This window comes from Amycolatopsis sp. NPDC048633 (assembly GCF_040650695.1).
Taxonomy (GTDB): Bacteria; Actinomycetota; Actinomycetes; order Mycobacteriales; family Pseudonocardiaceae; genus Amycolatopsis.
The window spans coordinates 15,988-28,752 of the sequence record NZ_JBEZHS010000016.1; the positions used below are offsets into that span (position 1 = coordinate 15,988).

General features: G+C 71.3%; 8 protein-coding genes and 1 riboswitch. Of the genes, 4 read left to right on the forward strand and 4 right to left on the reverse strand.

Annotated features, from left to right (window positions below):
- Window positions 1-67: 67 nt before the first annotated feature.
- On the forward strand, window positions 68-1,474 hold the full coding sequence (locus AB0C38_RS26400) for a hypothetical protein (RefSeq protein WP_360678001.1): 1,407 nt from the start codon (window positions 68-70) through the stop codon (window positions 1,472-1,474).
- An 81-nt stretch (window positions 1,475-1,555) separates the two neighbouring features.
- On the opposite strand, the gene AB0C38_RS26405 is transcribed toward AB0C38_RS26400, so the two are convergent.
- Window positions 1,556-2,314 carry a hypothetical protein gene (locus AB0C38_RS26405; RefSeq protein WP_360678003.1) on the reverse strand — a complete coding sequence of 253 codons (759 nt, stop codon included), beginning with the start codon at window positions 2,312-2,314 and terminating at the stop codon, window positions 1,556-1,558.
- A 274-nt stretch (window positions 2,315-2,588) separates the two neighbouring features.
- On the opposite strand from AB0C38_RS26405, the gene AB0C38_RS26410 reads away from it, so the two are divergent.
- Together AB0C38_RS26410 and AB0C38_RS26415 are read left to right on the forward strand one after the other, a co-directional pair.
- On the forward strand, window positions 2,589-3,152 hold the full coding sequence (locus tag AB0C38_RS26410) for a hypothetical protein (RefSeq protein ID WP_360678005.1): 564 nt from the start codon (window positions 2,589-2,591) through the stop codon (window positions 3,150-3,152).
- A gap of 521 nt (window positions 3,153-3,673) precedes the next feature.
- Window positions 3,674-4,831 (forward strand): FAD-dependent monooxygenase, encoded by a 1,158-nt coding sequence (locus AB0C38_RS26415; protein ID WP_360678337.1) that lies wholly within the window; start codon window positions 3,674-3,676, stop codon window positions 4,829-4,831.
- Here the strand turns inward: AB0C38_RS26415 and metH are convergent.
- Window positions 4,813-8,466, reverse strand: coding sequence for a methionine synthase (gene metH / locus AB0C38_RS26420; RefSeq protein WP_360678007.1), 3,654 nt, complete (start codon window positions 8,464-8,466; stop codon window positions 4,813-4,815). The genes AB0C38_RS26415 and metH overlap by 19 nt on opposite strands.
- Before the next feature lie 14 nt (window positions 8,467-8,480).
- A riboswitch (S-adenosyl-L-homocysteine riboswitch) is annotated at window positions 8,481-8,559 on the reverse strand.
- Window positions 8,560-8,855: 296 nt separating this feature from the next.
- Here metH and AB0C38_RS26425 point away from each other — a divergent pair.
- Complete coding sequence (locus AB0C38_RS26425; RefSeq protein WP_360678009.1) at window positions 8,856-9,716, forward strand: TIGR03619 family F420-dependent LLM class oxidoreductase; 861 nt, start codon at window positions 8,856-8,858, stop codon at window positions 9,714-9,716.
- A gap of 16 nt (window positions 9,717-9,732) precedes the next feature.
- Here the strand turns inward: AB0C38_RS26425 and AB0C38_RS26430 are convergent, their stop codons facing one another.
- Window positions 9,733-10,929 (reverse strand): GNAT family N-acetyltransferase, encoded by a 1,197-nt coding sequence (locus AB0C38_RS26430; RefSeq protein ID WP_360678011.1) that lies wholly within the window; start codon window positions 10,927-10,929, stop codon window positions 9,733-9,735.
- Window positions 10,930-11,054: 125 nt separating this feature from the next.
- Window positions 11,055-12,440 carry a sugar porter family MFS transporter gene (locus AB0C38_RS26435; protein ID WP_360678013.1) on the reverse strand — a complete coding sequence of 462 codons (1,386 nt, stop codon included), beginning with the start codon at window positions 12,438-12,440 and terminating at the stop codon, window positions 11,055-11,057.
- Window positions 12,441-12,765: the final 325 nt, after the last annotated feature.

The window sequence follows — 12,765 nt, forward strand, 5'->3', positions numbered from 1 at the left end:
TCGGGACAGCGTCCGCCCCGGACGGCCAGGATGGGACGGCCCCCGCTCCCGACGTGAGGACCCGAGGATGACCCGACTGCCCGCCTTGGCCGTCACCGCTCTGACCACCGCCGCGCTGCTGACCGGCGGGACGGCCGAAGCCGCGAGCCCGCCGTTCACCGCCTCGGTCTTCCGCGCCACGCACAACAGCTATTCGGGCAGCGTCGACGGCGCGAAGAACTCGATCGCCTACCAGCTCGACCACGGCGTGCGGTTCGTCGAGTTCGACATCCACGACAACGGCTACGCCACGACCCACGACTACGGCGTCGGCCACGACTCGCCGGGCAACGCCGTCGACCACAGCGGCGGCAACCCCGCGTCGAACAACCTGCGGGACTGGCTGAGCACCGTCAACACGTGGTCGGCCGCGCACCCGTCGGCCGCGCCGATCGTCGTCATGCTCGACCTCAAGGACAACCTGACCGACAACGCGAACTTCGCGGAGGGCAACCTCGTCGCCGTCAACCAGGAGCTGGAGTCGGTGTTCGGCAGCCGGCTGCTGCGCGCGCAGGACTACCCGGCGGGCTCGCCGACCGTGGACGCGCTACGCGGGCGCGTGCTGCCGCTCCTGTCCGGCGACGGCGGCAGCCGCAGCGAGTACAAGCGGGACGTCGGGTACCACCCGGCCGTCGCGCTGAACGGCCGCGGCCAGATCGTCGAGGTGCACGACTCGGGCGGCGGCGCGCTCTGGTACTGGACCGGCACCTACGGCGCCGACGGCCGGATCACCTGGCTGCGGCACGGCAAGTACGACAGCGGCCAGACGCCCGCCGTCGCGCTCAACGACAACGGCGACCTCGTCGAGGTCCACCAGTCGCAGGGCGCGAGCACGCTCTGGTACCACGTCGGCAAGCTCGGCACCGATGGCGAGATCACCTGGCAGGCCAGCCACCAGTACGACAACGGTGTGCTGCCGACGGTCGCCTTCACCGACGGGACGCACCTGCGGGAGATCCACCAGAGCCAGAGCGGCAGCCAGAACTGGGCCTGGACCGGCGCGCTGTCGGCCACGACGGTGGCGTGGACCGGCAACGCCAAGACGTCCGACGCGCGGTTCGCCAAGGACACGGCCACCAACGGCACCCGGCGCGTGAAGGTGTGGACCGGTGCCGACGGCCCGACGCCGTCGAACACCCTGCGCCTGGACACCGCGAGCGTCGCCGGTGACCGGATCCGCTACCGCCAGGTCGCGTTCGACGAGTTCCAGAAGGGCGACAGCGCGGAGCTGCAGCAGGGCGCGCTGTTCTACGGGGCGCCCGCGACGGAGTCGGCGTTCATCACCTCGGCCCGTCAGTCGGGCAAGCTGGTCCGCGGCTGGGACTTCGACTCGGCGGGCGACGCGACCACGCCGCTGGCGAACTACCCGGCGTCCAACCACCCGTACGACGCCTGGTACCAGACCCTGCTGACCCAGAACGGCGCGGTCGAGTAGGCCCAAGCCGATGACATGAACGACTCTTTCATGGCGTCGGACGCCATGAAAGAGTCGTTCATGACGTCGCCGGCCGACCGCTCAGCCGGGGTCGTAGGAGCAGCGGGTGCCGGTGCGGACGCCGTCGCGCAGGACGTCGCCGATCACCGCGTCCGCCGCCGCGATCCGGGTCAGCGCGCGGCGGATCGCCTTGCCCACCGCGATCCGCGCCTTCTCCTCCGCGCCCGCGAACTCGCGGACCCGGCCCGCGAGCCCCGCGGCGGCCGACAGCTCGCCCAGCAGCCAGTCGCGCTCGGTGCGCACCTGCTCCGCCCGCCCCACGTCGTGGTTGGCCTCGTGCTCGTCGAGCTCCGCTTCCAGGTTCGCGAGCCAGCGCCGGTAGTGCGCGGTCGCCGCCTGGTCGAGCACCGGCTGCGCGGACGTCGTCTCGGCGACCACCCCGTGCGCCAGCGCGACCGCGGTCAGCTCGTGGCCCGGGTTGTCCAGCAGCGTCGCGAGGTAGCCCATCCCGACGCTGTGCTCGACCAGCGCGGACCGCCCGTCCAGTGCGAAGAGCCAGTGGCTGCCCCGGCGCCGGCAGGTGACCCGCCGGTCCTCGGCGGGGGCCGCGAAGTCGGGCAGCACCATCCCGAGCCGGCCAGCCTCGCGCGTCGCCGTGGCCAGCTCCCGCGCGGCTCCGGCCGAAGCGGGTCCGAGCGCCTGCGCGAGCCGGGCGCGGGACAGCGCCGCGGCCGGCCAGTGGGCCAGCGCGAGGTTGTCGCGCACCGCCGCCCGGAAGTGTTCCGCGGCGCGCTCGGTCTCGCCCGCGGTCAGCATCGCCACGCCCAGCGCGTGCTGCACCGAGCCGAAGCAGGCGACGGCGAGGCTGCCGCCGCGCGAACGGCGTGAGCAGCGCGTACGCGGCGTGCGCCGACTCGACGTCCGAGAGCAGGTACGCCGACTCGACGATCCCGTACATCGACACGAGCCAGCTGCTCGACCGCGGCAGCAGCGCCAGGTCCGGTCCGCGCAGCCGGGCCAGCGCGCCGGCCGCCTCGCGCTCGTCCCCGGCCGAAGCGGCGGCGACGGCCAGGCCGGCGACGAACGCGTTGTCCACCACGCTGAGCGTCGGCGAGTGCACCGTTTCCCGCAGCACCGGCAGCAGCTCGGCGACGCGGCCCTGGTACCACCGGATGGCGCCGAGCTGCGCGGTGTACCAGCCGATCGCGTCGGCGTCCCCGGCCTGCTCGCCCCGCAGCGCGCAGGCCGCCGCACGCGCTTCGGCTTCGTCGAACCGGCCCGCGCGGATGCTGAGCATGACGTCGATCGCGTCGAGCACGAACCCGACCGCGAGGTGGTCGCGCCCGGCCAGCTGGCCGCGCAGGTCGGCGAGCCCGCGCTGGGCGTGCGGGTCGCCGTCGAGGAAGAGGTCGACCGTGCGCCACAGCAGGCCCATCAGCAGGTCGCTGCGGCGCCCGGTGCGGAAGCCCTCGGTGATCAGCTCCTGCGCGAGCGCGCGGCGCTGGCCGCCGTGGTCGGGCCCGAGCAGGCAGTGGTGGGCCAGGCTCGCGGCCTCGGCCCAGGCGACCGGGTCGCCCGCGCGCTTGGCCTCTTCGAGCACGGCGAGGATCTCGTTGCTCTCCCCCGCCACGTAGTCGGCCTCGCCCGCGAGGCGGGCTTTGAGGCGCAGGGCCAGTGACGACCCCGGATCGACGGCGGTCCGGGCACTGCGCAGCCGCGCCTGCAGCAACGCCGCCGCGGGCGCGCTCCGGTGTTCGTGCACCCACAGCCCGCCCATGCCCAGCGCGGCGCGCGCCATCCCGGCCCCGTCGCACCCGGCCTCCGCGACCCGGTACGCCCGGTCGAACCACTCCCGGCCGGCGCGCAGGTCGCCGTCGGCCTCGAGTGCGCGTTCCCCGTTGCGCAGCAGCTCGCCGAGCGCGGTGGCCGCCGGTCGCGTTTCGCTGTCCAGCATCGCCGCCCCCTCTCCCCCCGGGAAATGGTGCCCGCGCGACCGGCCGGGGTCAACGTGCGAAAACCGGCGGGAAAGCCCTGGTCGCGGCCGGGAATTTTCCGCCGTCACGATCCGCGCGCGGTCCATTCGCGACAGTCGCTGACGGCGGCCGTCAGCGGATCGCCAGGGACCGGTAAGCGCCCGCGGCGAAGCTCTGCGGCATGACGAACCACAGCTCGAAGAACGACAGCTTGAAAAACCCCGGCTTGAAAAACCTCAGCGTCCTGATCTCCGGCGCCAGCATCGCCGGCCCCGCCCTCGCCCTCTGGCTGACCCGCTACGGCTGCACCGTCACCGTCGTCGAACGGGCGCCGTCGGTGCGCCCCGGCGGCCAGGCCGTCGACTTCAAGGGCCCCACCCACCGGACCGTCCTGGAGCGCATGGGCATCCTCGACGACGTCGTGGCCCGCCAGACCGGCGGCACCGACCAGACGATCATCGACGCCGGCGGGCGGCCCCGGGCGGTGATCCCCGGCGAGTTCACCGGCGGCGAGATCGAGATCCGCCGCGGCGACCTGGCCGAGATCCTGTACGAGCGCACCGCCCCGCACTGCGAGTACCTCTTCGGCGACACCATCACGTCGCTGACCGAGACGCCCGACGGCGTCGACGTCAGCTTCGCGAAGGCCGACCCGCGGCGGTTCGACCTCGTCGTCGGCGCCGACGGCATCCACTCGAACGTCCGGAGGCTGGCCTTCGGCCCGGAAGGCGACTACGTCAACTTCCTGGGCCACTACTACGCACTGGCCGAGCTCGGCGAAGAGGTCGCTGACGGGGAACCGGTGATGTACAACGAGCCGGGCCGGATGGCCGCGGTCGGCGGGCCGAAGGCGTCGGCGTTCTTCGTCTTCGCCTCACCGGAGCTGGACTACGACCGCACCGACACGGACACCCAGCGGAAGCTGCTGGCCGCCGCCTACCGCGACGCCGGCTGGCGGGTGCCCGAGCTGGTCGCCAAGCTCCCCGAGGCCCGTGAGTTCTACCTGGACTCGCTCGCGCGGGTCACGATCGACCACTACTCCCGCGGCCGGGTCGTCCTGCTCGGGGACGCCGCGTACGGCAACACCCTCGGCGGCTTCGGCACCGGCCTGGCGATCGTCGGCGCGTACGTGCTCGCCGGCGAGCTCCTCGTCGCCGCCGGCGACCACCGCGCCGCCTTCGCCCGCTACGAGGAGCAGTTCCGCGGCTACGCGAAGGTCTCGCAGCGCGCCAGCGCGGGCCCGTTCCTCGCGCCGCCGTCGCGGCTGCGGATCAAGCTGCGGGACCTGACGTTCAAGTCCCGCTTCCTGCTCGGCCTGATGCTCAAGGCGACCGACAACTTCGCCACGGACATCGAGCTGAAGGACTACGCCTCGGGCTCGTAGGCCAGGTTCGGCCGCAGCCACTGCTCGACCTCGGACCGCTCGACGCCCTTGCGGCGCGCGTAGTCCTCGATCTGGTCGCGGGCGAGCCGGCCGACGGTGAAGTACTTCGAGTCCGGGTGGGCGAAGATCAGCCCGGACACGCTCGCCGCCGGCGTCATCGCGTACGACTCGGTCAGGGCCATGCCCAGCTCGTCCGACTCGAGCAGCTCGAACAGCTCGCGCTTCTGGCTGTGGTCGGGGCTGGCCGGGTAGCCCAGCGCCGGGCGGATGCCGCGGAACCGCTCCGCGTGCAGGTCTGCCAGCTCCGGGTCGGCGTCCGGCTCGAACCAGTCGCGCCGCGCCTTGAGGTGGATGTACTCGGCGAACGCCTCCGCGAGCCGGTCGGCCAGTGCCTTGACCATGATCGCGCGGTAGTCGTCCTGCTCGGCCTCGTACTTCGCGGCGAGCTCGCCGGCACCGTGGATGGCGACCGCGAAGCCGCCGAGGTGGTCGCCCACCGGCGCGATGTAGTCGGCCAGGCAGCGGTTCGCGCGGTCCATCGGCTTCGACGTCTGCTGCCGCAGCATCGGGAACCCGACGTGCGCGTAGTCGCCTCCGAGCAGGATGTCGTCACCCTCGCTGTGCGCCGGCCAGAACGCGTACGCGCCCTTCGCGGTGAAGCTGCCGTTCGCGATGATCTCGTCGAGCTGCGTGTTCGCGTCGTCGAACAGCTCCCGGGCGACCGGCTGCTCCAGGATCGCCGGATACTTGCCCTTGAGCTCCCAGGCGAGGAACAGGAACTGCCAGTCGATCATCTCGCGCAGCTCGGCGATGCTCGGCTCGACCACGCGGCGGCCGGTGAACGCCGGGGTCGGCAGGCCGTCGAACGACACCTTCTCCGGGTTCGCGCGGGCCTGCTCGAGGGTGAGCATCGGACGGCGCTGCTTGTTCGCGTGCTGCTCGCGCAGCACTTCCTGGTCGGCGCGGTTCTTCTCGGCGAGCACGATCGAGCGGTCCGCGTCCAGCAGGTCGGACACCACGCCCACCACCCGCGATGCGTCGAGGACGTGCACCGTCGCGTTGTCGTAGGCGGGCGCGATCTTGACCGCGGTGTGCTGGCGGGACGTCGTCGCGCCGCCGATCAGCAGCGGCAGCTTGAGGCCGCGGCGCTGCATCTCGGTGGCGACGTTGACCATCTCGTCGAGCGACGGCGTGATCAGGCCGGACAGCCCGACGGCGTCGGCTCCTTCGGTGACGGCGATGTCGAGGATCTTCGCCGCCGGCACCATCACGCCGAGGTCGATCACCTCGTAGTTGTTGCAGCCGAGCACCACGCCGACGATGTTCTTGCCGATGTCGTGGACATCGCCCTTGACCGTGGCGAGCACGACCTTGCCCTGCCCGCTGGACTCCGCCGCGCGGCCGGCCAGCCGGGCCTCCTCCTTCTCGGCCTCCATGAACGGCTCGAGGTAGGCGACCGAGCGCTTCATCACGCGGGCGCTCTTCACCACCTGCGGCAGGAACATCTTGCCGGAGCCGAACAGGTCGCCGACGATCTTCATGCCGTCCATCAGCGGGCCTTCGATCACCTCGAGGGGCCGGGCCTTGACCTGGCGTGCCTCTTCGGTGTCTTCCTCGATGAAGTCGACGATGCCGTGGACGAGCGCGTGCGAGAGCCGCTCCTCCACGGTGCCTTCGCGCCACGACAGGTCCACGACGCGCTTGGTGCCGCTGCCCTTGACGTTCTCGGCGAAGCTCACCAGCCGGTCGGTGGCGTCCTCGCGGCGGTCGAAGAGCACGTCCTCGACCAGTTCGAGGAGGTCCTTCGGGATGTCCTGGTAGACCGCGAGCTGGCCGGCGTTGACGATGCCCATGTCGAGGCCGACCTGCACGGCGTGGAACAGGAACGCCGAGTGCATCGCCTCGCGGACGATGTCGTTGCCGCGGAAGGAGAACGACAGGTTCGAGATGCCGCCGCTGATGTGGACGCCGGGACAGCGTTCCTTGATCCGGGGCAGTGCGTCGATGAAGGCCTTCGCGTAGCCGTTGTGCTCGGCGATGCCGGTGGCGACGGCGAGGACGTTCGGGTCGAAGATGATGTCCTCGCCCGCGAAGCCCGCCTTCTGCGTGAGCAGGTCGTACGCGCGGCCGCAGATGGCGACCTTGCGGTCGGCGGTGTCGGCCTGGCCCTGCTCGTCGAAGGCCATCACGACGACGCCGGCGCCGTAGTTGCGGATGGTGCGGGCCTGGGCGAGGAAGGGCTCTTCGCCCTCCTTGAGGCTGATCGAGTTGACCACGCCCTTGCCCTGCAGGCAGCGCAGGCCGGCTTCGAGCACGGTCCACTTGGAGCTGTCGACCATCACCGGGATCCGGGCCACCTCGGGCTCGGTGGCGATGAGGTTGAGGAACGTGGTCATCGCCTGCTCGGACTCGAGCAGGTCGGCGTCCATGTTGACGTCGAGCAGGTTGGCCCCGCCGCGGACCTGCTCCAGCGCGACGTCGACGGCGCCCTGGTGGTCATCGGACTCGATGAGCCGCCGGAACCGCTTGGAGCCGGTGACGTTGGTGCGCTCGCCGATCATCACGAACCCGGTGTCGGCGCCGATGCCGAACGGCTCGAGCCCGCTGAACCGGGTGTGCGCGGGCGGCGCGGGCACCTCGCGGGGTGCGACGCCCTTCGCCGCGGCGGCGATCTTCGCGATGTGCGCCGGGCTCGTGCCGCAGCAGCCGCCGACCAGGTTGACCAGGCCTTCGTGGGCGAACCCGCCGATCAGCCCGGCGGTCTCCTCCGGCGTCTGGTCGTAGCCGCCGAACGCGTTCGGCAGGCCGGCGTTCGGGTGGCAGGCGACGTAGGTGCCGGCGATCCGCGACAGCTCCTCGACGTGCGGGCGCATCTCTTCGGCGCCCAGCGAGCAGTTGACGCCGACGACGAGCGGCTTCGCGTGCTCGACCGAGCTCCAGAAGGCCTCGACGGTCTGGCCCGAGAGCGTCCGGCCGCTCAGGTCGACGATGGTGACCGAGATCCACAGCGGCAGGTGCGGCGCGACGTCGCGGGCGGCGGCGATGGCCGCCTTGCAGTTGAGCGTGTCGAAGATCGTCTCGATCATCAGCAGGTCGACGCCGCCTTCGGCGAGCCCGGCGATCTGCTCCGCGTACGCGGCCTTGACCTGCTCGAACGTCACCGCGCGGTACGACGGGTCGTCGACCTTGGGCGACAGGCTGAGCGTGACGTTCAGCGGGCCGATCGACCCGGCGACGAACTTCCCGCCCGCTTCGTCGGCGGCCTGGCGGGCCAGCTGCGCGCCGCGGACGTTCATCTCGTGGACGTGGTCCTGCAGCCCGTAGTCGGCCTGGCCGATGCTGGTGGCGGTGAAGGTGTTCGTGGTGGTGATGTCCGCGCCGGCCGCGAGGTACTGGCGGTGCACGTCGAGGATGACGTCGGGGCGGGTGAGGTTGAGCAGGTCGGGGTCGCCGGTGACGTCGTGGGTGTGGTCGCCGAAGCGGTCGCCGCGGTAGTCGGCCGGGGTCAGCCCGGCGCCCTGCAGCATGGTGCCCCAGGCGCCGTCGAGCACCGCCACCCGCTGCCCGAGCAGCTCGCGCAGGCGCGCGGTGGCTTCGGGCTCCGTGGGGGTTTCTTGCGGGGTGATCGCGTTCACCGGCAGCCTCCCTCATCCGGGAGGCGCCCTTGTTCGGTGGATCCCGGTCGAGCGTGGCGGACCCGGCGGTCCGTCGCAGCGCCTCTCGACCTGTGGTCCACGGTACTGGAAACGGGCATACGCACGCCAACCAGCCCCGCCGGTGCGTCCACTGGCTGGGACACCGTGTGTCCACAATGGATTACCGGTTCCACCCTGCCTCCGCCTCGTGTCGTTCCCGACCTACCCTGACGTGTCCCGCGCCGGTGCTCTGCTCCCCGCCTGCCTACCGGGGTCGCCTCGATCATCGCTCCAGCGACCCTCGATGTTACTCTCCGCATCCGGAGTGGATACTTTTCGTACTGGCCGGCCGCCTTGAAAACTGAAACACGTTCTAATACGCTCCACGCGTGGACTACGGAATAGTGCTGTTCACCAGCGACCGCGGCATCACCCCGGCTTCGGCGGCGCGCGCCGCGGAGGCCGCGGGGTTCGCCACCTTCTACGTGCCCGAGCACACCCACATCCCGGTGAAGCGGGAGTCACCGCACCCGCGCACCGGCGACGCGTCCCTGCCCGACGACCGCTACAGCCGCACCCTGGACCCCTGGGTGGCGCTGGCGACGGCGGCCGCGGTGACGTCGCGGATCCGGCTGTCCACGGCGGTGGCCCTGCCGGTGGAGAGCGACCCGATCACGCTCGCCAAGACGATCGCGAGCCTGGACCACCTCTCCGGCGGGCGCGTGACGCTCGGCGCGGGCTTCGGCTGGAACGTCGACGAGCTGACCGACCACGGCGTCCCCGGCAACCGCCGGCGCACGGCGCTGCGCGAGTACCTCGAAGCGATGAGTGCACTGTGGACGGAGGAGGAAGCTTCCTACGCCGGGGAGTTCGTCTCGTTCGGCCCGAGCTGGGCGTGGCCGAAGCCGGTCCAGGCGCACATCCCGGTGCTGCTCGGCGCGGGCCCGACGGAGAAGACGTTCCGCTGGATCGCCCGTCACGCGGACGGCTGGATCACGACCCCGGCCGACACCGACCTGGACGGGCACGTGGCTTCCCTGAAGGAGATCTGGGCCGCCGAAGGACGGTCGGGGGCGCCGCAGATCTGCGCGCTCGGCGAACGCCCCGACCCGGACCGGTTGGCCCACCTGGATTCCCTCGGCGTGACCGAGACGATCTTCGGGCTCCCGGACCGCTCGCCCGACGAGGTCGAAGCCTGGATCGGCAGGCTGGCCGGCAAACTCGGGCTCGTCGCCGCGCCCGCCCGCTGACCGCCCCGGAACGACCTCAGAACCAGTGCAGGCAGTGCGGGGCCCGCTCGGCGCGGAAGAGCGCGTCGGCGAGCGCCGCCGCACCCGGGTGGTGGGCCCGGACGTGCCCGGCCCGCACCAGCGTGCTCGGCGCCATCCCGCCCAGGTAGACCGAACCCAGGTCGCTCACGTCCAGCGAGAGGTCGGGCGCCCGGTCCGTCCGCACGCACTCGGCCTTGCCTTCCCGGACCGTCAGCGCGTACCGGCCCCGCTCGTCGAGGAACGGGTCTTCGACGTCGAGGACCAGTTCGCCGTCGGTGCTCCAGCCGCGGGCCGTCAGCGCGCGCGGGACGTCCAGCAGCCGCACCCAGAGCCAGTCGGTCTCATCCTCCGCCTGGCCGGCGCGGAAGTCCGCGAACTGCCAGCGCAGCTGGTGCCCGGGCGGGCAGTGCTTGAACACCACCTTGGTGACCAGGTCGTGGTCGAGCACGAACCGGGCCAGTGCCGTCGCGACGGCGTCGTCGGTGGCGATCGTCTCGTCGACCGTCAAGGTGCCGGAATCGAACGAGTAGCTCGCGTACCCGTCCGGGACGCCGTCCTCGTCCCGGTGGACGGCGACATACCGCGGCGCCAGGGAGACCGGCGGCTGCCCCGCGCCCCCGGCCCACCAGCGGTGCGGCCGGGACAGCGCCCCCGGCTGGGCACGGCGGTACCGGTCGTAGACGTCTTCCAGGACGTCGCCGCAGTCGGCACGCCGCAGCACCTCGACCGAGCCGGACACGGCCGCCGCGCCCGCGCGCGGGGGTGCGAAGGCGGCCCGGTGGCGGGACACCGTCAGCCGTTCCGTGTACGTCGCCGGTCCGTAGCCGAACCGGCGGTAGATCCCGGCCTCCGAGGCCAGCAGCACGGACAGGAACTCACCGCGGGCCCGGAAGTCGGCGAGCTGGTGCCGCATGATCGCGCCGAGGATGCCGCGGCGCCGGTGCGAAGGCAGGACGCCGACGGCCGTCACCCCGGCCGCCGGGGCGAGGATCTCGCCCGGCAGGGTCAGCTCGAAGGAGTACGCGGCGGCGGTGCCGACGGGCCGCCCGTCCGGCGCCACCGCGAGCACGCCACGGTCCATTTCCAGCGCCGAGAGCAGCGCGTCCGGGGTTTCCGGGAAGCGCCCGAAGGCGGGGTACAGCGTGTCGGCGAAGGTGCCGCGGTCCTGCTCGGTCGTGGAACGGATCTCCATCGGTGGCGCTGCCTCCCGGGCTCGTGGTCTCCCGCGCACAGTGCAGCCCGGCCGCGGCCGGGGCAAGCGAATTACGGCGGGGCACCGACGTCACCGTCGGTGCCCCGCCGTAATCGACCCCGGGGTCAGCTCTTGGCCGCGACCCCCTGTCGCGCCCGGAGGTCGAGCTCGATCTGCTCCAGCGAGCGGCCCTTCGTCTCCGGCACGAGCCACTTCGTGAGCACGAAGAGCACGACGTTGATGCCGGCGAACAGGAACATCGAACCGCCGATGCCGAGCGAACCCACGGCGGAGATGAGCGGGAACACCGCGCTCACGATGCCGGTCGCCGCCCAGAGGATGACGCTGCTGACGCCCATGCCCGCCGCGCGGTACTTCAGCGGGAACACCTCGGCCATCATCACCCAGACGACCGCGCCCCAGCCGAGCTCGTAGCCGACCAGGTACAGCACCATCATCACGAGCATCAGGATGCCGCGCGTGCTGGTGTCGTGGACGTTCAGCACGACGAGCCCGGCCGCCACGAGCGTGATCACCATGATCACGTTGCCGATGAGCAGCAGCGGCTTGCGGCCCCAGCGGTCCACCACGAACACGACCCACGCGGTGAACAGGAACTTCGTGACACCCAGCAGCACACCGGACAGCAGCGCGGCCTGCGTGGCGAAGCCGAGGCCGATCAGCATCGTCGGGAAGTACGCGTTGATCGCGTTGACGCCGCTGAACTGCTGGCCGACCGCGAGCAGGATGGCGACGATCATCATCGGCCGGACGAAGCCCGAGAACAGGTCACGGAACCGGGGCTTGGCCTCGGTGTCCATCTGGATGACCTCGCGGATGGTCGCGATCTCCTCGTCGAGGTTCACGGTGTTGCCGTGCGCGCTCGCCAGGACCCGGCGGGCTTCCTCCTCCTGGCCGTTCTTGAGCAGCCAACGCGGCGTCTCGGGCAGGAACGCCAGCCCGACGAGCAGGATCACGGCGGGCACGATCGCGCCGGCGAACATCCAGCGCCACGCGGAGATCGGGCCGAGCCAGTAGCTGACCAGGAACGCGATCAGGATGCCGAGCACGATGAAGATCTGGTTCAGCGCGCCCATCGCGCCCCGCAGCCGGGCGGGCGCCAATTCGGACAAATACGTCGGCACGGTCGACGACGAAAGGCCGATGCCGAGACCGATCACCAGCCGCGAAATCACGAGCAGCGCGAACGTCGGCGAGAAGCTCGCCGCCAGCGTGCCCACGATGACGACCGCCGCGGCGACCATGATGGTGCGCCGCCTGCCGAGTGCTTCGTTGATGCGGCTGGAGAACAGCGCACCCACGATGGCACCGACCGACAGGCTGGCGGTGATCACGCCCTTGTCCCAGGCGGTCAGCGACCAGGCTTTCCCGATGAACGGGAGCACCCCGGAGATCACGCCGAGGTCGTAGCCGAACAAGATGCCGCCGAGCGCGCCGAAGAAGTACAAGGTGGTTCGGCTGATATGCCGCGCCGGGGCTGTCTGCGTCATTGCCGGGTCGCCTCTTTCGTAGGTCCAGTCCAGCCAGCGGCACCACACTCACACGCCGGAAAAAACCGGGCAAGACAGTCGTTGGTAACGATTCAGAAACGTGATCGCCGTTCACATATGTGATACCACTTGGCGCACCTCATTACTCCGTCCGCCACACCCTCCTTTCCGGTCGCGAATCGGTACACAATGGACACGAACGGCCGGTTCCGCCGGTTCACGAAATCCATTGTGGACGGAGCCCGCGAGCGAAATCGTCGAAGCGTTTGACCTGGTCCGAGCCGTGGTTTAAGTTCCTGGAAGCGCTTCCAGCCTCCTGTCGGCA